Annotated in this window: 22 protein-coding genes; 15 read left to right on the top strand and 7 right to left on the bottom strand. The window is 57.0% G+C overall.

The window, feature by feature from the left end; genetic code table 11:
• Nucleotides 1–14 precede the first annotated feature (14 nt).
• The 3 genes from D7M11_RS12480 to D7M11_RS12470 all read left to right on the top strand — a co-directional run bounded on the left by D7M11_RS12480 (nucleotide 15) and on the right by D7M11_RS12470 (nucleotide 2,800).
• Nucleotides 15–1,088 carry a Gfo/Idh/MocA family protein gene (locus D7M11_RS12480; RefSeq protein ID WP_120747536.1) on the top strand — a complete coding sequence of 358 codons (1,074 nt, stop codon included), beginning with the start codon at nucleotides 15–17 and terminating at the stop codon, nucleotides 1,086–1,088.
• 244 nt (nucleotides 1,089–1,332) lie between these two features.
• Nucleotides 1,333–2,193 carry a DUF695 domain-containing protein gene (locus tag D7M11_RS12475; RefSeq protein WP_120747535.1) on the top strand — a complete coding sequence of 287 codons (861 nt, stop codon included), beginning with the start codon at nucleotides 1,333–1,335 and terminating at the stop codon, nucleotides 2,191–2,193.
• 28 nt (nucleotides 2,194–2,221) lie between these two features.
• Nucleotides 2,222–2,800, top strand: a complete 579-nt coding sequence (locus tag D7M11_RS12470; protein ID WP_240041076.1) for a histidine phosphatase family protein — start codon at nucleotides 2,222–2,224, stop codon at nucleotides 2,798–2,800.
• A gap of 47 nt (nucleotides 2,801–2,847) precedes the next feature.
• Here D7M11_RS12470 and D7M11_RS12465 read toward each other — a convergent pair whose 3' ends face one another.
• Nucleotides 2,848–3,858 carry a LacI family DNA-binding transcriptional regulator gene (locus tag D7M11_RS12465; RefSeq protein ID WP_120747534.1) on the bottom strand — a complete coding sequence of 337 codons (1,011 nt, stop codon included), beginning with the start codon at nucleotides 3,856–3,858 and terminating at the stop codon, nucleotides 2,848–2,850.
• Between the two features lie 388 nt (nucleotides 3,859–4,246).
• Here D7M11_RS12465 and D7M11_RS12460 point away from each other — a divergent pair, with 388 nt between their 5' ends.
• The 12 genes from D7M11_RS12460 (at nucleotide 4,247) to D7M11_RS12405 (ending at nucleotide 13,772) form a co-directional block, all read left to right on the top strand.
• On the top strand, nucleotides 4,247–4,573 hold the full coding sequence (locus tag D7M11_RS12460; protein ID WP_120747533.1) for a UxaA family hydrolase: 327 nt from the start codon (nucleotides 4,247–4,249) through the stop codon (nucleotides 4,571–4,573).
• Complete coding sequence (locus tag D7M11_RS12455; RefSeq protein ID WP_120747532.1) at nucleotides 4,570–5,733, top strand: UxaA family hydrolase; 1,164 nt, start codon at nucleotides 4,570–4,572, stop codon at nucleotides 5,731–5,733. Before D7M11_RS12460 ends, D7M11_RS12455 begins: the two co-directional genes overlap by 4 nt.
• 75 nt (nucleotides 5,734–5,808) lie before the next feature.
• Nucleotides 5,809–6,603, top strand: a complete 795-nt coding sequence (locus D7M11_RS12450; RefSeq protein ID WP_120747531.1) for an SDR family NAD(P)-dependent oxidoreductase — start codon at nucleotides 5,809–5,811, stop codon at nucleotides 6,601–6,603.
• Between the two features lie 15 nt (nucleotides 6,604–6,618).
• Nucleotides 6,619–7,281: a cyclase family protein gene (locus tag D7M11_RS12445; protein WP_120747530.1), complete on the top strand. Its 663-nt coding sequence runs from the start codon at nucleotides 6,619–6,621 to the stop codon at nucleotides 7,279–7,281.
• Nucleotides 7,282–7,284: 3 nt separating this feature from the next.
• The gene (locus tag D7M11_RS12440; RefSeq protein WP_120747529.1) at nucleotides 7,285–7,491 is read left to right on the top strand and encodes a hypothetical protein; all 207 of its coding nucleotides are present in this window, start codon (nucleotides 7,285–7,287) and stop codon (nucleotides 7,489–7,491) included.
• Nucleotides 7,488–7,874 carry a D-ribose pyranase gene (gene rbsD, locus D7M11_RS12435; RefSeq protein WP_120747528.1) on the top strand — a complete coding sequence of 129 codons (387 nt, stop codon included), beginning with the start codon at nucleotides 7,488–7,490 and terminating at the stop codon, nucleotides 7,872–7,874. Before D7M11_RS12440 ends, rbsD begins: the two co-directional genes overlap by 4 nt.
• A 57-nt stretch (nucleotides 7,875–7,931) precedes the next feature.
• Complete coding sequence (locus D7M11_RS12430) at nucleotides 7,932–8,705, top strand: SDR family NAD(P)-dependent oxidoreductase (RefSeq protein WP_120747527.1); 774 nt, start codon at nucleotides 7,932–7,934, stop codon at nucleotides 8,703–8,705.
• 127 nt (nucleotides 8,706–8,832) lie between these two features.
• On the top strand, nucleotides 8,833–9,474 hold the full coding sequence (locus tag D7M11_RS12425) for an SGNH/GDSL hydrolase family protein (protein WP_120747580.1): 642 nt from the start codon (nucleotides 8,833–8,835) through the stop codon (nucleotides 9,472–9,474).
• A gap of 185 nt (nucleotides 9,475–9,659) precedes the next feature.
• A complete protein-coding gene (locus tag D7M11_RS12420) occupies nucleotides 9,660–11,180 on the top strand; it encodes a spore germination protein (RefSeq protein ID WP_240041075.1) in 1,521 nt (506 codons plus the stop codon).
• 25 nt (nucleotides 11,181–11,205) lie between these two features.
• Nucleotides 11,206–12,405, top strand: a complete 1,200-nt coding sequence (locus D7M11_RS12415; protein ID WP_120747526.1) for a Ger(x)C family spore germination protein — start codon at nucleotides 11,206–11,208, stop codon at nucleotides 12,403–12,405.
• 5 nt (nucleotides 12,406–12,410) lie between these two features.
• Entirely contained in the window at nucleotides 12,411–12,641 is a 231-nt protein-coding gene (locus D7M11_RS12410; protein WP_120747525.1) for a hypothetical protein, read from the top strand.
• A gap of 12 nt (nucleotides 12,642–12,653) precedes the next feature.
• Nucleotides 12,654–13,772, top strand: a complete 1,119-nt coding sequence (locus tag D7M11_RS12405) for a GerAB/ArcD/ProY family transporter (protein WP_120747524.1) — start codon at nucleotides 12,654–12,656, stop codon at nucleotides 13,770–13,772.
• A 99-nt stretch (nucleotides 13,773–13,871) separates the two neighbouring features.
• Here D7M11_RS12405 and D7M11_RS12400 read toward each other — a convergent pair whose 3' ends face one another.
• The 6 genes from D7M11_RS12400 to D7M11_RS12375 all read right to left on the bottom strand — a co-directional run bounded on the left by D7M11_RS12400 (nucleotide 13,872) and on the right by D7M11_RS12375 (nucleotide 19,356).
• Nucleotides 13,872–14,651, bottom strand: a complete 780-nt coding sequence (locus D7M11_RS12400; RefSeq protein ID WP_120747523.1) for a LutC/YkgG family protein — start codon at nucleotides 14,649–14,651, stop codon at nucleotides 13,872–13,874.
• Nucleotides 14,648–16,189, bottom strand: a complete 1,542-nt coding sequence (locus D7M11_RS12395) for a LutB/LldF family L-lactate oxidation iron-sulfur protein (protein ID WP_120747522.1) — start codon at nucleotides 16,187–16,189, stop codon at nucleotides 14,648–14,650. The genes D7M11_RS12400 and D7M11_RS12395 overlap by 4 nt, the downstream gene beginning before the upstream one ends.
• Nucleotides 16,186–16,917, bottom strand: a complete 732-nt coding sequence (locus D7M11_RS12390) for a (Fe-S)-binding protein (protein WP_120747521.1) — start codon at nucleotides 16,915–16,917, stop codon at nucleotides 16,186–16,188. The genes D7M11_RS12395 and D7M11_RS12390 overlap by 4 nt, the downstream gene beginning before the upstream one ends.
• Nucleotides 16,918–17,180: 263 nt before the next feature.
• On the bottom strand, nucleotides 17,181–17,918 hold the full coding sequence (locus D7M11_RS12385) for a FadR/GntR family transcriptional regulator (protein WP_120747520.1): 738 nt from the start codon (nucleotides 17,916–17,918) through the stop codon (nucleotides 17,181–17,183).
• A 243-nt stretch (nucleotides 17,919–18,161) separates the two neighbouring features.
• Entirely contained in the window at nucleotides 18,162–18,539 is a 378-nt protein-coding gene (locus tag D7M11_RS12380) for a hypothetical protein (RefSeq protein WP_240041073.1), read from the bottom strand.
• 127 nt (nucleotides 18,540–18,666) lie between these two features.
• Nucleotides 18,667–19,356, bottom strand: a complete 690-nt coding sequence (locus tag D7M11_RS12375; protein WP_158606568.1) for a C40 family peptidase — start codon at nucleotides 19,354–19,356, stop codon at nucleotides 18,667–18,669.
• Nucleotides 19,357–19,377: the final 21 nt, after the last annotated feature.

Genomic DNA, 19,377 nt, shown 5'->3' with positions numbered 1-19,377 from the left:
AGGGGGACTTATCGATGCAAAAAAGCGACGGCATGAATTATGCGCCGGAAGGTAAACCGCAACCGGTGGTAAGAGCGGGCGAATTTACGTTTGCCGCTATCGCGCTGGACCACGGACATATTTACGGCATGTGTAACGGCCTCATCGGAGCGGGAGCGACCCTGAAATGGGTGTACGATCCGGACCCGGCCAAAGTCGCCGCCTTTATCGCCAAATATCCGAACGTGAAAGCCGCCGAGTCGGAGCAGCAGGTGCTTCAAGACCCTGAGGTTCGCCTGATTGCCGCAGCGGCAATCCCTTCTGAGCGGGGAGCGCTCGGACTGAGAGCGATGGAGCACGGCAAAGATTATTTTACCGACAAAACGCCGTTTACAAGCCTTGAGCAGCTCGCCGCGGCCAAAGAAATGACGAGCCGCACGGGTCTGAAATATATGGTGTACTACAGCGAGCGGCTGCATGTGGAAAGCGCGATCCATGCCGGGCGTCTCGTTAAGGACGGTGCGATCGGTCGCGTCGTGCAGGTGATCGGCACCGGACCGCACCGTCTGAACGCTCCGTCGCGGCCGGACTGGTTTTTCAGCAAAGCGCAATACGGCGGCATTTTGTGCGATATCGGCAGCCATCAGATCGAGCAGTTTCTGTACTTCTCGGGATGCAGCGACGCCAAGGTAGTGCACAGTAAAGTCGCCAATTACAATAACAAAATGTACCCCGAGCTGGAAGACTACGGCGACGCCACGCTCGTCGGCGACAACGGAGCGACAAACTATTTCCGCGTCGACTGGCTGACTCCGAACGGACTCGGCGTATGGGGCGACGGCCGGACGATCATATTGGGCACGGAAGGCTATATCGAGCTGCGCAAATATATCGATGTCGCCCGCACGAAGGACGGCAATCATCTGTATCTCGTGAATCAGGAAGGCGAGTATCATTACGAGCTGTCCGGCAAAGTCGGGTTCCCGTTCTTCGGCGAGCTGATTCTGGACTGCATGAACCGCACCGAAATCGCAATGACCCAGGCGCATGCGTTCAAAGCGGCGGAGCTGTGTCTGATCGCCCAGCGTGATGCGATCCGGGTGGAGTAGAGACACGTTTACGTGAACCGAATAGCGATAAGACGGCGGAAATTACACCACGAGGAACGATTGTTTTGTCCGTTTCCGCCCGTCCGCAAGGCAAACAACCGGCATTCATATGCCGGTTGTTTGTTTTTTTCGCCCGCTGCGGGGGCATCCGCTATTTACAGGAAAGAAAGCCGGAGCGTAGAATGGAGGAAGTACGCCGTATGGAACCGATTCGGGCTTAAGGCATAACAGGGGATGAACGACAATGGGGAAGATGTGGGATTACTTTCATCGTACGACCGATCAGAAGGAGCACATGAGCGTCCTTGTCGATGCCGCCCATGCGGACGCTGCGCCGAAGTCCGGATTCACGAGTCTGTTGTCTGTCGTTATTAACTTGTACGCCATAGCGGCCGACAAGAAAGAACGCGAAAGCGCTCAAGCGAAACTCGGCGTTTTGGAGCAGCGGCTGGAGCAAACGCTGGCCGGGCATAGACAAGCCGTATATGTCGGGAGAATCAACACGGAGACCCGGCTGGAATTTTATTACTACGCAAATCCGGGCGATGCGCCGCTGCAAAAGCTGGTGGAGCAGGCGATGACCGCTTTACCCAAATACCGCTGGGTGGCGACGGAACGCGAGGACGCCGACTGGTCGTTTTATCATTTTTTGCGGCCGAACGAGATCGAGAAGCTGTACGCCCGCAACCATATTTTGCTCCGCTCGCTGATGGAAAAGGGAGACCGGCTCGGTACCGCCAGACATGTATACCACTGGTTGCGCTTCTGCAGCCGGGAAGAGATGCGGCAAGCGGCGGATAACGCCAAAAAGCTGGGATACAGCGTCGTCAATTCGGATATCGACACGGGCAAACCGACCTACCAGCATACGCTGATCATCAGTAAAATGCACCCTCTGGCGATCGGGGCGGTGAACGACTCCGTCCGCGAGCTGTACGAGCTGGCGCGTGCGTTTGCAGGCAAGTACGAGGGCTGGGGAACGGATATGCGCAAGAAGCTGCTCAGCCGGCTGAAGGATAAGGTGCTCGGCAACCGGCTCGTGCTGGCCGGGGTGGTGCTGCTCGCCGCGGCGCTTATCGTGATTCCGCTTTTTGCGACTCACTAGAATCTGACAGAATGGAGATGGAACACAAGTGACTACAACGATTGGTATCGTTCGGCATGGAATTACGGATTGGAACACCGAGATGAGGGCGCAAGGACATACGGATATACCGCTGAACGAAACGGGGAGGCGGCAAGCGGAGCTGCTCGGCAAGCGGATGAGCGGAGAGACGTGGGATGTCGTATACAGCAGCGATCTGGGACGCGCGCTCGAAACGGCCCGCAAAGCTGTCGAACAGCACGGGCTGGTTATCGCAACCGACGTCAGGCTGCGAGAGGTGTATCTCGGCGAAGTCGAGGGAACGACCGAAGAGGAGCGTCTGAACAGATGGGGGCCCCGCTGGAAGGAGCTTGATCTCGGTCAGGAATCCCGCGATTCGGTAGCGCTGCGCGGCGTGCAGGCGCTTGCGGATTACGCGGACCGGCATCCGGGCAAACGGATTCTCGTTGTCAGCCATGGCGGCTGGATCGGCAACACGATGAAAAAGCTCGTGCCGCATTTCGAGACGTCGATGCATCTGCAAAATACGTCGGTCACGCTCGTCCGCAGAACGGAACACGGCCGCTGGGAGTGCGATCTGTTCAACTGCACGCGGCACCTCGCCTAGCGGGAGGTATCAATCTCTCGCGGCGCGAACTCGAACAGGCAGCCAGTTCAAATCGCGGATGGCTTGCCTGACGAGCCGCGGACGATCAGTTCGGACGGCAGCACGATTTTTTTCCATTCCGGCGTCGTTACGCCTTTGATTCTCTCGATCAGCAGTTGGATGCCCATTGCGCCGAATTGGTAGGCGGGCTGGGAGACGACAGTGAAGAACGGATCGATAACCGATGCGCCGAGATCGTCGAAGCAAACGACAGACATTTCCTCCGGCACCCGCACTCCGAATTCGAGCAGCTTGCGGATAAGGCCGACGGCAAGAAAGTTGTTTCCTGCGAATACGGCTGTAGGCGGCTGAGGCATCGTTAGCAAACGCCGCAGCGCCGTTTCGTCGGTAAAATGCTTGTAGTTCATCTCCAGCACAAGCGAATCGTCTTCCGGTATATCGCTAAGCTTCAAAGCCTCCCGGTAACCGGCGAGCCTTTCGCGCGCGGTGGAAACGGCGAGCGATCCGTTCACCATAGCGATCCGGCGATGCCCGAGCCCGATGAGGTGCTCTACGAGCTTGCGGGCTCCTTCCCTGCTGTCCCCGCTGACGGTATCGCAGTCGATGCCGGGAACGGCGCGGTCGAGCAGCACGAACGGAATCCGATGGGTGCGGAGCGTCTGCAAGTGCGGGGCCGACTCGTCGGAAGCGGCCGAGAACAAGACGCCGTCCACTCGCGTGGACAAGACCATGTCGACGTATTCTTTCTCTTTCGTGAGACTTTCGTCGCTGTTGCCGAACAGCAGCTTGTAGCCGAGCCGCATGGCGGCATCCTCCGCGCCGCGGGCAACGGTCGTGAAGAACGGATTCGTAATGTCCGGAATGAGCAGGGACAGCATTTTCGTTTCCTGCAGCACGAGGGAGCGGGCCATCGAGTTCGGCACGTAATTCATTTCTTCCATAATCTTTTTGATGCGCGCGCGCGTTTTCTCGCTAATTTTGCCTGTATTGTTAATGACCTTGGAGACGGTCATGGCGGAGACGTTCGCTTGCTTGGCGATATCATATATGGTAACCAACGGAGGCCTCCCCTTCGGTACTAGAATTGCAGGGCAATTATTGCCTAACGATAAAGAAAGTTTAAGTTCGGTAAAGCGTTAAAGCGTAACGAAATACGACTTTCTTTACCAAGAAAAACTTCCGCTAAAACGCGGTCGCTCATCCTTGAATTACGTCGGTAGACGTTTTTTTTATTGTACAGGAATAGGCTGCCGGACCGCAAGCCATAACGCGAACAATCGGTTATCGGTAAACTCAAGAGTAGACGAGGCCTGACTGGGAATCGGAGAAGATCGGTCAGCCGGTGGCTGCTCCGCAATTACGTATGAATAAACGATTGACACGGAATCGATTCGCTGTTATGTTGAGGTTATCGATAAACTCATATCAGGAAGGAAGTTGAGACATATGGCAGGAGCTATCGAAGCCGGGGCGGACGCGCTCGTTATGGACACAAGCGATCACGTTGCCACCGCGATCCGCGACATCGCTGCGGGAGAAACGATTGAGTATGTCGTTCAAGGGAAACGGGGGTCGCTGTCTGCGGCGGAGCCGATTCCGTTCGGTCATAAGGTGGCCATTACCGGTATTCCGGAGGGCGGCAAGGTGCGCAAGTACGGCGAAGTCATCGGGCAAGCCGTGCAGAGCATCGCAGCGGGCCATCACGTGCATGTGCACAATGTGGAGGGCATTCGCGGGCGAGGAGATAAAGCGAAAGGGGAAAGCGTTTCATGAGCCTTACTTTTTCCGGTTACCGGAGACCGAACGGAGACGTCGGCATCCGCAACCATCTGCTCGTCATTCCAACCGTTATTTGCGCCAATCAAGTGTGCAGCCGCATTATGCAGCTCGTTCCCGAAACGGTGGCGATCCCGCATCAGCATGGATGCAGCCAGATCGGCGCCGACAAGCAGCGCACGTTTGACGTGCTCGCCGGCACGGGCAAAAATCCGAATGTCGGAGGCGTCATTATTATTTCTCTCGGCTGCGAGGTGATCGATCCGCAAGCGCTTGCAGATTCGATTAAAGTTACCGGTAAACTCGTAGAAGTGTTCGATATTCAAACCGTCGGCGGGTCGGTTAAGGCGATCCAGTACGGCACCGAGCTGGCAAGGCGGATGCGGGCCGAACTGGACATGATGGAGAAAACGGACATTCCTTTCAGCGAGCTGAAGATCGGCGTCAAATGCGGCGGTTCCGACGCTACGTCGGGTCTTGCCTCCAATCCTGCGCTCGGCGAAGCGGCCGACAGCCTCATCCGCGAAGGCGGTACGGTCGTAATCGGCGAAACGACGGAAATTATCGGCGCCGAGCATGTGCTCGCCGGACGATGCCGTACGCCGGACGTCTCCGGCAAGCTGTACCATATCGTCGACCGTTTCGAGAAGGAAGTGGAGCGGATGGGCGCCGATATGCGCGGCGGCAATCCGAGTCCGGGCAACATCGCCGGCGGATTGTCGACGATCGAGGAAAAGTCGCTCGGCTGTATCTCGAAATGCGGCACCGCGCCGATCGAAGGCGTGATCGAATATGCCGAGTCTATTCCGTCCCGCGGCCTCTATTTCATGGATTCCCCCGGTAACGACATCGAGTGCGTGTCCGGGATGGCGGCCGGCGGCGCACATCTTGTCTGCTTCACGACCGGACGGGGGACGCCGACAGGTTCTGCGGTCATCCCGGTCATCAAAATAACGGGCAACAAACAAATGTACGAGCGGATGACCGACAACATGGACGTTGACGTCAGCGACATGCTGAGCGGTACGCTTACGCTGGATGATGCGGGAGAACGCATCTGGGACGAGATTCGCGATGTGAGCGGCGGCAAGCAAACGAAGGCGGAAGTTTTGGGACATACCGAGTTCAGCATCAACCGGATCGGTCCGAGCCTGTAAGAAGAATGTCTATCGACGTAATTCAAGGATGGGCGTAACATTAAACTAATACGAACCTAAAAGGAGAGAAGAGCAATGAAACGTTTGGCAAACCGGGTAGCGCTTGTGACTGGAGGCAGCCGCGGGATCGGAGAAGCAATCGTCGTCAGGCTGGCGGAGGAAGGGGCGCATGTTGCAGTCAACTATACGTCGGAGAAATCGAAGGAACTGGCCGAGAACGTGAAGCGGCAGGCGGAGGAGCTCGGCGTCAAGGCGATTGTCGTCCGTGCCGACGTCGGCAGCAAGGCGCAGGTCGAGGCGATGTTCGAGCAGGTGGAGCGGGAGCTGGGTCCGGTCGACATCCTGGTCAATAACGCCGGTATCGCTCCGTTTGAGCCGTTTCTCAAAATCAAGGAAGAAACTTGGGACCGCACTTACAATACGAATGTGAAATCGATCTTCTTGTGCTCGCAGCGGGCGGCGGCAGGCATGACGGAGAGACGTTACGGCAAAATCGTCAATGTGCTCTCCACCGCCAGTCTGATGGTAACGAGCCCGGTGATCCCGCATTACCAGTCGTCCAAGGCGGCGGCGCATATGCTGACGAAAGGGATGGCGATCGAGCTAGGGAAGTATAACATCAACGTCAACGCGGTCGGCCCGAGCACCGTCGACACCGATATGTGCACCGACTTTTTGGCCGACCCGGACATTCGCCGCAAGGAAGTCGAGGCGAATCCGATGAAACGTCTCGGCACGGCCCGGCAAATCGGCGACGCCGTCGTATTCCTCGCTTCCGATGAAGCGATGCAGGTTAACGGCCATCTGCTCATGGTGGACGGCGGCTTAACCGTGAAGGCGGCGCAGCCGGACGATCATATGGAACGATAAGAGGAGGCTAAGCGGATGCGTATTGTGAGCATGATCGACTTGTCCCAGGAGCTGTATCATAACTGTCCGGTCCTGCCGGAGTTCGAGCCGCCGAAGATGGAGTATGTGCTCGTAGGGGCGCGCGATGGCTGGACGCTCGAGCGGATTACGATGAACCTGCATACGGCAACGCACATGGATGCCCCCGCTCATCTGGGCGACTACGCCTTGACGCTGGACCGGATTCCGGTTGAACGGTTTCAAGGCAAAGCGCTGTACATCCCCCTTTCGCACAAAAAGGCCGGGGAGCCTATTACGGCAGATGATCTGCGGCCTTACGAAGACCGGATGGACGACGAAACGGTCGTGCTGCTGTACACCGGCTGGGGCGAGAAACGCGGCTGGTCGAAGGAATGGGTGTACGGCTCGCCGTACGTATCGAACGAGGCGGCGCGGCTGCTTGTGCAGCGCGGCATTCGCGGCGTAGGCATCGATCATTTCAGCATCGGCGGCACCGGCGACGAGAATGAGGAGACGCACCGCATTTTGCTCGGAGCCCCGGTCTGGGTTGCGGAAGGATTGCAACTGAACGAGCCTGCGCTTCTGGAAGGAAGCTGGCATGTGATGGCGATGCCGATCAAAATCAGGGATTCGAGCGGCGCGCCGGCGCGTGTCGTCGCATTCCGTACGGAGGGATGAGCGTTGACGCGGTGGGAATATACGATCCTGGATAACCCGGGCAGGCTGAACGAGCTGGGCGAGGAAGGCTGGGAGCTGGTCGGGGTCACGTCAGCGGAAGGCGGCGAGCGCTTCTATCTGAAACGTCCGCTGCCCTCGCTGCGCGAGCAGATTACGCTGGATCAGCGCAAGATGGTGCTGGACGCGGCGGAAGGAGGAGGCGGCGAATGAAGAAAGGCGGCATTTTGAATCCGTCGCTGAACCGGATTTTGGCGGAAACGGGCCATACCGACATGCTGACGATATGCGATCGCGGGTTCCCCGTACCGTCCGGGCCGGAACGGCTGGATCTGGCGCTGGTCGACAATGTGCCGACCGTACTCGACGTGCTGGCGGCGATCGATAAGGAATTTGTCATCGACCGGATCATCGTGGCCGAGGAGATGAAGGAAGCGAGTCCCGAAAGATTCGCATCCATGCAGGCGGCGTACCCGCATATTGCGTTTATGGCGGTGCCGCATGTGCGGTTTAAGCACATTTGTCCGGAATCCCGCGCCGTGATCCGAACAGGAGATTGCGCGCCTTACGCGAATATCATTATAGTGTCTGGATAATTGTGGGCGCTTCCTCGGCATCAGGGGGCGACTCGAGCACGGGAAGGGGATAAAACGATGAGACTTTTGGATAAAGTATGCATCATTACGGGAGCCGGGTCCGGCATCGGACAGAGCACGGCCTTGTTGTTCGCGAGTGAGAAAGCGACCGTCGTCGTCGGCGATATCGACCGCGAGAAAGGGGAGGAGACGGTACGGCTCATAACCGCTGAAGGCGGCAGCGCCGTGTACGTCCACGCCGACGTTACGAATCCGGAATCGGCCAAGGCGCTTATCGACGAGACGATCCGGCTTTACGGCAGAATCGACGTCCTGTTCAACAACGCGGGCATCAGCGGTGTCGGCCGTTTGCACGAAATCGAGCCGGATGTATGGGACCGGGTCATGAATGTGAACATCAAGGGTGTGTATCTCCCGTCGAAATATGCGATTCCGCATATGATGGAGCGCATGGCAGGCTCGATTATCAACATGTCTTCGTGCATCGCCGAAATCGGACTTGCGCTGCGCGCGTCCTACGCGGCTACGAAAGGGGCGGTGCTCGCCTTGACAAAGTCGATGCAGGTCGACTATGCGCCGTACAATATCCGCGTCAACGCGCTGCTGCCGGGCACGATTCTGACCCCTTTCGTGGAGAATTACTTGAAGACGTCGTATGACGATCCCGAGAAGGCGTACGAGTCGCTGAAAAAACGGCAGCTCAGCGGCGATCTCGGCCGCCCGGACGATGTGGCGAAGGCTGCATTGTTCCTCGCTTCCGACGAATCGAAATTTATGATGGGCTCGCCGCTGTACATCGACGGCGGCGTCGTCTTCGGCAAAAACGCGTAAGCCGGGAAGCAAAATATAGGGTTTACACCGTTTTTCGTATGGAATAGAATGGGGCTTGGGAAAACATCAGGAACCGACACAAGCTGCCCGATTCTGTACAAGACGAGTGGAGGCGACGCAAGTGGATTTGCGTATCAAACAAGGGGATGTCGTTCTGTTTCAGGGCGACAGCATCACGGATGCGGGAAGAAATAAGGAGCAGCCGAACGATCTGGGCAAAGGGTATGCGCTCTTTACAACGGCGCTGTTCTCGGCCGCCTATCCGGAGCTGCAAGTTAAGTTTTTGAACCGAGGCATCAGCGGCAACCGGGCCAAAGATTTGGTCGGCCGCTGGGACGCGGATTGTTTGGAACTGAAGCCGAACTGGGTTTCGATCTATATCGGCATCAACGATACCTGGAGAAAGTTCGACCGGAACGATCCGACTTCGGCAGAGCAGTACGAGCGCGAGTATCGGGAGCTGCTCGTGCGGACGAAGGAAACGCTCGGTGCGGGCATCATCATGATCGAACCGTTCGTGCTGCCTGTGCCGGAAGACCGCAAGAAGTGGCGCGAGGATCTGGACCCGAAAATTACGGTTGTCCGCGAGCTGGCGAGAGAGTTCGGGGCGCTGCTCGTTCCGCTTGACGGCTTGTTCGCCCAAGCTTCCATGCTGGCGCCTTCCGCTTATTGGGCGCCGGACGGCGTACATCCGTCTCCGGCTGGACATGCCCTCATCGCCAAAGCATGGCTGAAGGCGATGGGAGCTTCCGCTGCGGTGCAAGCGTAGCAGCAATTATACGAATATACAGAAGAAGCAGTTCGCTTAATGGGCTACGGCCCGAGCGGATTGCTTTTTTTTGTGTTGCGGGCATAGTTAACGTAGAGGAAAGGCCGTCAGGCCTGCCGCCACATAAGATCGGCTCCGACTGGATATGATAGGAAAAGAAAAATACGGACGCCGAGGTTTTACGTATGAGAGTCGATCCCCAAACGAACGCACGGCCGGCCTCGCAGCCGCTGGATCGAAGCCTGACGGCCAATATGCAGATGATTCTGGATCTGCTCGGACATAGCCAGGACTTGATCGTCAAGCGGTTTGCTTCAACGGGCGGATGCCGGATGTGCCTGCTGTATATCGAAGGTTTGACGGACAAGCAGTTCATTCATGACGCGGTACTGGAACCGCTTATCAAGCTGGATCGCGGCCGGGAAACGCTCGAGAGAGAAGGACCGGAATACCTCCGGGACCTCGTCGGCGCGCTTACGGCAGGTGATGTGGAGGAATTGGACGAGCTGCACAGCCTCTTGTTCCATTTGCTGTCGGGCAATGCGATCCTTCTGCTCGACGGGATCGGCGTCGGACTGCGTGTGGGAGCGGACGGGTCAAAGGCAAGAGCGGTCGGCGAGCCGACGTCCCAAGCCGTCGTACGCGGGCCGATGGATGCGTTCACCGAGCAAATCCGTACGAACACCGCCCTGATCCGGCGGCGCATCAAAGATCCGGGTTTATGGCTCGAATCCAGGCAGATCGGAACGATCACAAAAACGGATGTTTCGATCATGTATATGAAGCAGCTTGCGGACGACAATGTCGTGCAGGAGGTTCGCCGCAGGCTGGATCGGATTTGCATCGACGGCATTTTGGAGAGCGGGTACATTGAAGAATTCATTCAGGACAAAACGTTAACGCCGTTTCAGACCGTATACAACAGCGAGAGGCCGGACACGATCGCAGCCGGGTTGCTGGAGGGCCGGGTGGCCATACTCGTCGACGGCACTCCGTTCGTCCTGCTCGTTCCAGCCTTGTTCGTGCAGTATTTTCAAGCGGCGGAAGATTATTACCAGCGGGCGGATATTAGCACACTGCTGCGGATCATCCGCTTTCTCGCCTTTTTCATCGCCTTGCTGGCTCCGTCGTTTTACATTGCCGTTACGACCTATCATCAGGAAATGATTCCGACCAGTCTGCTAATCAGCTTGGCGGCTCAGCGGGAAGGCGTACCTTTCCCGGCTTTAATCGAAGCGCTTATCATGGAGATTACTTACGAAATATTGCGCGAAGCCGGTGTCAGGATGCCTAGGACGGTAGGACAGGCTGTTTCGATCGTGGGGACGCTGGTTATCGGGCAAGCGGCGGTGGAAGCCGGAATCGTCTCGGCCGTTATGGTCATTATCGTTTCGATTACGGCGATTTCGAGCTATGTCATTCCGTCGAGCGGCATGTCGATCTCCGTCCGCATGATTCGTTTCGTGTTGATGGGATTAGCCGCATCGATCGGCTTTTACGGTATTCTGGTAGGCCTTATCATTCTGGTGCTGCACCTGTCGAGCCTCAGCTCCTTCGGAGTGCCGTATATGAGTCCGTTTGGTCCGTATGTGCGGGAAGACCTTAAGGATACGCTGTTCCGGGTTCCTTGGCCGAGCATGATCCGAAGACCGAAGTCGATCGAGACAAAAGACGTCATCCGGCAAAAGAAGCGATCCAAACAATAATGGTGCGGAACGGGAGGGAGCCGAGATGAAACGGGCTATCACATTGCTGGTTACGGCTGCCATGCTGACGGCCGTATTGTCCGGCTGCTGGAACAGACGGGAGCTCAACGACCTTGGTATTCTAACGGGGACGGCGATCGATAAAGTCGGCGATTTATATAAGCTTTCGGTGCAGATCGTCGTACCGGGCGAGCTTGCGAAGCACGGCGAAATGGGAAGAACGACTCCGGTCACGATGTTCACGGCGACTGCTCCTACGCTGTTAACGGCATTTCGCAAGTTAACGGAAACGAGTCCGAGAAAAATATACGGGGCGCACATACGGGTACTCGTGCTGAGCGAAGCGATCGCCAGGGAAGGCATCGCCGATGTCATCGACCTGCTTACTCGCGACTCGGAGGTCCGAACCGATTTTTATGTGATGATTGCAAAAGGCTCTACCGCGGAAAACGTCCTGAACATTTTGACGACGCTTGAGAAAAATCCGTCCAACAAGCTGTTTCAGGCTTTGGACACGTCGGCGAAGGAGTGGGCTCCGACGACCCGGGTTACGCTGGGCCAGCTTATTGAAAAGCTGATTACGGAAGGAATCAACCCGGTCCTTACGGGAGTTCAAGTGATCGGCGATCCGAAGCTGGGCGATGAGATACAAAGCGTGGAGCGCAGTGAACCTGGCGCGAAAGCGCGGTTGACCGGCCTTGCGGTCATGCGCAAAGACAAGCTCGTCGGCTGGCTGAATGAGGAGGAGAGCAAAGGGTACAACTACATAACCGATCAGGTGACCAGCACCGCCGGTTATGTAAGCTGTCCTGGCGGTGGAATGCTGACGCTGGAAACGATCCGCACGGATACGAGTCTTAAAGCCAGGATGGAAAAAGGAAAGCCCGTCATTGAGATCCGGATGCTCGATGAGTCCAATATCGCCGAAGCCAATTGCGATATCCAGCTGAATGACATGGAGGTTATTCGCGGGCTGGAAGAGGAGCAGCGGCTGAAAAAGATGGAGTTGATGAAGGCAGCGGTGCGCGTCGTGAAGGAAAAGTATCATGTCGACATCTTCGGCTTCGGGCAGGCGATTTACCGCTCCGATCCGAAGGCGTGGAAGCGGCTCAAACCGGATTGGGAATCGCATTTCGACAACTTGAAAATCGTGTACGACGTGAAAGTTCACATTCGTAAAATAGGCAAAACAAACGATGCGTTAATCAGCAAAGTGAAGGAGTAATCTTCGTGTGGAAAACCGTAATCGTTATCGCGTTCGCCGCTGCGGCGGGAACGCTTGAATTGCCTCGGGCGTATAGGCGGTCAATCAAAGAGGCGGTCGTTTATGCCGTTATGCTTGCGGCTGGTACTGTGCTGAGCATCGCGGCGATGCGCACGGTCGATTGGCCGAGCCCGCTTCTGCTGCTCGTTCCCATTTTTCGGCCGCTTCATGTTTGGATCGAGTCATTATTCGGATAAAGGGTGAAGCGGATGGCCGGCGAGGAACGGATTACGACGAAGCAGCTCGCGGTGCTGCTTATTTTTGTCATTATCGGCGATATGATTCTCGTGCTCCCTTCGATCATCAGCTCGTCTGCGAGGCAGGATGCATGGATCGCGGCGTTGATCGGGCTGGGCGCAGGCTTGCTTCTGGCGGTCGTGCAGTATTCTTGCGGCATTTCCATGAAGCGGTCGGGGTTTGTCGGCCTGAACCGGACGCTGCTGGGCCGATGGGCAGGGGGAGTTGTAACGCTCCTGTTTATCCTTTTTTTCATGGTCAACTGTACGCTGATGGTCCGGGAGACGTCGGATTTTTTGACGACCCAGCTGTTTCCGGAAACGCCGCTTCGAGCGATCCATTTCATCATGATTATGACGATTGTGATCGGGGCGAAATACGGCCTTACAGCCATTGCCAGAAGCGGTGAAATTTTTTTCCCGATCTTCATCTTTTTGTATATGGCGCTGGTGCTGCTGTTAATTCCGGAGATCGATCTGGTCCGGCTGAAGCCGTTACTCGGAACGCCGCTGCCGCAATTTGCCTATGGGAGCCTCGTGGCTGCTGTTTTTCCGTTTTGCGAAATGGTCGTCATGATGATGATTTTGCCGCATGTCACGCGAAGGCCGCATATGTCGCGGGATTATTACATGGCCGTCGTGATCGGCGGACTCGGCAGCTTCCTGGTCGTCCTGTTCTCGCTTCTCGTTCTCGGGGGAGAGATGACCGCTTTTTACTTGTACCCGGCATACGCCTTGTCGCAAAAAATTAGCGTCGGCCATTTCCTGGAGCGGTTAGAGGCGCTGCTGGCCGTTAATATGATTTTGTCCACGTATATTAAAACGGTGCTGTACTTTTATGTGTTTTTGTCGGGAACGGCGCAGTGGCTGGGCCTTCGCGACTATAAGTCCATCGTCGTCCCGGCTGGCATGATCCTGTTCGGGCTGGCTTATCTTTTTTCGCCTACTATTGTGTACTACAACACGGTTCTGTTGAAATATTGGATCGATGTCGACATCTTGTTCGGTTTTGTTCTTCCTCTTGTGCTTCTGACGCTGTACAAATGGAAAACGGCGCGGGGCCGAAAACGGCCAGGAGCGAAACCGACTTAGATCGGGATTGGCGTAAAAAAAGTGAATAAGCCGCAAAGCCCGCTGCTCAGTCGAGCGGAGCGGGGCTTTGCGGCTTTGCTGCATGTTTGAGTGCGGCGCTTATTCAAGGATGAGGGCATATACTTTGCCCGGTCCGTGAATACCGATGGTGAGGTCGTTCTCAATGTCGGCGCTGCGGCTCGGTCCCGTAATTAAATTGATGGACGACGGCATGGCGGCCGCTTCGGGATAATCGCAGCGCACGGCCTCGAACGCTTCGCCCATTCTCGTGACGAGCCGGTCGGCGCGAATCACGGCAAACAGCGTATCCGGCATAAGGCTGACGGACCGTCCGCGTCCCCCGTGGGCGAGCAGAACGAGCGTCCCCGTGCCGGCTATGGCGTAGTCGGCCCAGACGATGCCGAGCCTGCTGCGCTCGGTCGCCCGCAGCAGCGGGCTGCGGCCGCTCCAGACGCTGCCGTCAGCGCCAACGGGCGCGTCTTCGTCCGTTGCGCCGTCTGCGCGCCACGGCACGACGGCGACGCCGTCAGCGGCCAGCGCCGCATCCAGCGGCAGCGCGGCCAGATCGGGGTGATCCCAGCGGGACACCCGATCGATGCCGCGCTCCGCGCAGATGCGCTGCGCATACGCGGGCACGGCGTCCGCGGCGTCTGCGGCGCGGGCGGTCCAGACGGTGCCGGTCAGCGCAGACCAGTTCGCTCCGAACTGGTCGATGCGCTCCTGCACCGTCGTTCGCCGCGCGGCGTACGCTTCCGGTACGCCCGCGAAGGGGCGTGCCGGGGCGGATGCCAGCGGCGAGGATCGCCCAAGCCGCTGCGCGAGGCGGGCGATAAAGGCGTCGCGGCCCGAGACGGTGCCGCTGTGAGTGTTTACGTTCATGGCCGGTTCTCCTTTCCGTTGCCGCTGTTTGGTTCGCTGCCTGGTCCATTACTGTGACCGCTTCCGTTTGTGTTTCCGACGGACAGCTCGTGCTGCAACTTCTCCCAACGCTCGCGGAACGACAGCTTCGGCTTCATCGGCAAAAACCGCGATTGCGTCCAACCGGAGAGCGGCGCCGGCGCGCGCCGGATCGCACCGCTGCGCAGCAGCGGCTTCTGCATGTAATAGGCCGCTTTGCTGGCCATCCGGTACAAGGTGACGTTGCCGAAAGCGGTGGCGAACGACTTGAAAGCGATGCGCTCGGCGGCCGGAGTCAGCTTAAGCTTGACTTTGCGATGCCGGAGCTGCACGAGCATGTCGTGGAGCGGTATTTTTACCGGACAAGCTTCATAGCAAGCCCCACATAAGCTGGAAGCGTAGGCGAGCTGGCCCGCTTCCTTGTAGTCCTGCTGAAGCAGCGGCGTTAGCACGGCGCCGATCGGTCCGCTGTACACCGAGCCGTACGTGTGGCCTCCGACCTGGCGGTATACCGGACATACGTTCAAACAGGCGGCACAGCGGATGCAGTGCAGCACCTCCTGGAACTGCGGGTCGCCGAGCTGCGAGGAACGGCCGTTGTCCAGCACGAGCACGTGCAGCTCCTCCGGTCCGTCGAGATCGCCTTCGCGGCGCGGGCCTGTAATGAACGACGTATACGTCGTCAGCTTTTGCCCGGTCGCGCTGCGGGCGAGCAGGTTCAGCATGACTTCCACGTCGGCGAACGTCGGAACGAGCCGTTCCATGCCCATGACAACGACATGCACCTTCGGAACCGTCGACACCATCCGGGCGTTGCCTTCGTTCGAGACGAGCGTGACTGTGCCCGACTCGGCAATGCCGAAGTTGCAGCCGGTCAGCCCGATATCCGCCTCAAGGAATACGTTCCGCAGCTGGTTTCTGGCATAATCGGCGAGCTGCCGCGTTTCCGGCGGGAATGTTTCCCCAGAATGCTCCGAGAACAAGTCGGCGATCTGCTGTTTGTTTTTATGAATAGCCGGAATGATCAGATGCGAAGGCGTTTCCTTCGCGAGCTGCAAAATATATTCGCCAAGATCCGTTTCGATCGCTTCGACGCCGATTTCCTCGAGCCGGTGGTTCAAATGAATTTCTTCCGACACCATCGATTTGCCTTTGGCTACCAGCTTCGCCTGCGACTGGCGGGCGATATCCAGAAACGTCCGCACCGCATCCTCGCCACTTTGGCAAAAATGGACATGACCGCCTGCCTTCGCCACATTGTCAGAAAACTGAGTCAAATAATAATCGAGGTTCGACACGACGTGCTCGCGGATGGCGCGCCCTCGCTCGCGCCACGTCTCCCAGTCGCCGAAGTCGTCCATCGCTTTCAGCTTGCCGGTTTTCAGCTTATCGGTCGTAAAGGCGACCGCGCCGCGCAAAAAATGGTCGCCAAGAGCGATCTCCGTCCGCTTCTTCAGCCCGCTGCCGATCTTGGCAAGCGCTTCCGCCTGCGTATCCGTATCGTGGGTCGTTCCGCTCATCGTGAAGTTCCTCCTTGTTCCAGCAATTGCGCCAAATGCATAACGCGGATCGGTTTTCCTTCCTTGTTCAGCCTGCCTTCGATGTTCATCAGGCAGCCCATGTCCGTGCCGACGAGCACGTCCGCGTTCGTCTCCAGCACATGCTTCGCCTTCTCGCAAACCATCGCTTCCGACATATCGGCCATCTTCACCGCGAACGTTCCGCCGAATCCGCAGCAGTCTTCCTTATGCGGCAGCTCGACCAGTTCCAAACCGTGAATGCGGCTCATCAGCTCCGCCGGCTCGGTCTTCACTCCGAGCAGCCGCATGGCGTGGCAGGAAGGGTGGTAGGTTGCCTTGTGCGGGAACGAAGCGCCGACATCGGTTACGCCGAGCACTTGAACGAGAAATTGCGAGAACTCGTACGTTTTTGCGATCAATGCTTCCGCTTTTGCTTTCCATTCAGGCTCTCCCTCGAACAGCTGCGGGTAGTAGTGATGAATCATGCCGGTGCAGGAGCCGGAAGGGGAGACGATATAGTCGCTGTGCTCGAACGCACGAATCCACTGCCGAGCCACAACACGCGCCTCGTCCTGGTAGCCGCTGTTGAACGCGGGTTGTCCGCAGCATGTTTGCAGCTCAGGGAAATCGACCTCGCAGCCGTACTTATGCAGCAGCCGGACGACGCTTTCGCCAACCTCCGGATACATCATGTCGGCCAGACATGTTATAAATAGCGATACTTTCATGGAAATGGGAACCCCTCTTTCTGGAGTAGGCTGGACTTGTTATTCGAAGTCATCTAATTATCAGGTTATCAGACAACTAATGAAAAGAAAAGATATTTTTTCGCCTTCACCGGCGTTTGAAACGCTTTGTATTGGGAAGGGGAGAGGGTGCTGCCCGGATATGTTGCGAAAACAGGATATGCTCGCCCGGGCCGGTGTTCCGCTACGGCCATTCGCGCGGCGGAAATAACAGCCCCTTGTAGCGGCTGTTATGTTCCGTAAGCCTACGGCTGCGCGGGAGAGCCGCTTTGCCGCCGCCAATGCTTCATAATTTCTTCTTCCACGTGAATCAGATGCCGCCGCATCGCCGCCTGCGCTTGCTCCGGATCGCGCGCCGATACCGCGTCGGCAATCGCCTTGTGCTCGCGCCACAGCTGGCCGGCGATTTCTTTGTTCGCATATAGCCTAACCCGGCGGGTTTCGCGGATAGTCAGCTCGACTTGCGCCGAGATCGTCTCGAGCAGCTTTACCATAATCGAATTGTGCGTCGCCCTCGCCAGCGTCAGGTGAAAGCGCATATCCTGCTTCTCGCCGACCGTTTCCGTTGCCCGCTCGTTGTCCATATCCGCAAGTACGGCCTCAAGCGCGGCAACGTCGTCGTCGGTACGCTTCACTGCGGCCAGTCCGGCGTTCGCCACCTCGAGCGAGATGCGTGCCTCTAGCAGCTCGACAACCGCCTCCATGCTTGTGAACAAATGCTCGAACCGGGGCACTTCCACTTCCGCCTCTTGGGGGCTGCGGACGAAGCAGCCTTCGCCCTGGCGGATTTCGATTAGTCCCATTGCTTTGAGCATGCTGAGCGCTTCACGCATCGTCGAACGTCCGACTTGATAACGCTCGGTCAGCTCCCGCGTGGAGGGCAGCTTCTGGCCGGGCGTCAGCCTGCCGCTTACGATCTGCTCTTGAATCTGCTCGGCGATTTGCTCGTATATTTTACGGTTTGCGATGCGTCTAACTTCCATTTCAGTTCCTCCAGGCAGACTAATAGATTCTATTGTAGCATAGACGGCCGGAGGAATGGAAAGGGGGAGCTGGTGCGAAAAAGGGCCCTCAGGCCCCTTCGCTCATCGCATACGCATCTACCTGTCAAAGGCCACGGGTCAAGCCTGGCTCGGCAGTTGCCAGGTTCCGGTGCCGGATGGTGCATTCTTTTGCGTGGCAGTCTCCGAATTAAGTAATGATTTTGGGCGGGCGATGCTTGGCTCTTAATGAGCTTTCAACCGCTCAATCTCCTCAGCGGTTAATCCCGACAACTCCACAATTTCATCGATCTCATTGCCTTTGGCAAGCATTTTTCGAGCGATTTCTGCGGATTTTTCATACAGACCTTGTTCCCGGCCTTGCTCCCGGCCTTGCTCTCGACCTCTGCGTTCTCCTTCCTCGCGAGCCCTTTCGAGCATGGAAACCTCGTCATGCAGCGCCTTTTGCCTCATCTCGTACAGCCGTCGCACTTCCGCACTTTGGCTCAAATATTCCAATGCCGTCATCGCTTTGCCTAATTGCGGTTCTTCGCTGCCAAAGATTCGCTTAAAGACAAAATCATTCTTGGGGTCAAGCAGGTCGTGCATCCGAATCAGCTCCATTCCTTATCAACACTATTATACCATTATTTCGTTTCCTCTGTTGTGTAACTACCTGTCATGAACGGAAAAAAAGACGCCCGAAGCGCATAAAGCGCATCGAAGCGTCATCCTTGCTTGTTATGTACCTCTACAGCACGCGGCGAGCCGTCACGTAACGGTCGGCCCAGTAGCCCGAATTGATCGAGGAGATGCCGACTCCGTCGAACGAAGGGCTGTTATGTATCATTTGTCCGTTTCCTATGTATATGCCGACATGGCCGATCGTGCCTTTTGTGCTTGTCGAGAAAAAGACGAGATCGCCTTTCTGCAAATTGCTCTTGGAGACGAAGCTGCCGGCGTCCTTCTGGTAACGCGTGCCCCATTTGAGCGAGATGCCTTCAAGTCCGAATACGTATTTGGTAAAAGCGGAGCAGTCCATGACCGAGGTCGGTTTGTTGACGCCGTATGAATAATGGACTATGCCTTTGAGCGCCTGGGCGTGAGCGATGATGCGGTCCACCTTTGATGAGGACGAAGGGTTGCCCGGCGATCCTCCGGAAGATCCGCCTGACGAGCTGCCGCCAGAGGCTTTCACGTAGTCGGTAGACACGTAGCCTACTTTTCCGTTATACGAAACTTTGTACCAATAAGAGTTTACTTTCTCCAAAATATCGATAGACGAACCGGATTTGATCAGTTGATAAACCGAGCTGCCTGTAGAAGGCGCCGAACGGAAGTTTACCGATCGTTCTACCGTTCCCGGCGAGGCGAAGGCGCTAGTGGAGATGGTCAGCGATATGGCGGCGATAGAAACAAGACTAATAATCTTCTTTTTCATGTCATCCCTCCTGATAGATAT

Origin of the sequence: Paenibacillus ginsengarvi (assembly GCF_003626695.1) — a bacterium.
In the GTDB taxonomy this organism is placed as follows: domain Bacteria; phylum Bacillota; class Bacilli; order Paenibacillales; family NBRC-103111; genus Paenibacillus_AB; species Paenibacillus_AB ginsengarvi.
Note: the sequence above shows the minus strand (reverse complement) of the source record. Positions and strands in the feature narration are given on the sequence as shown.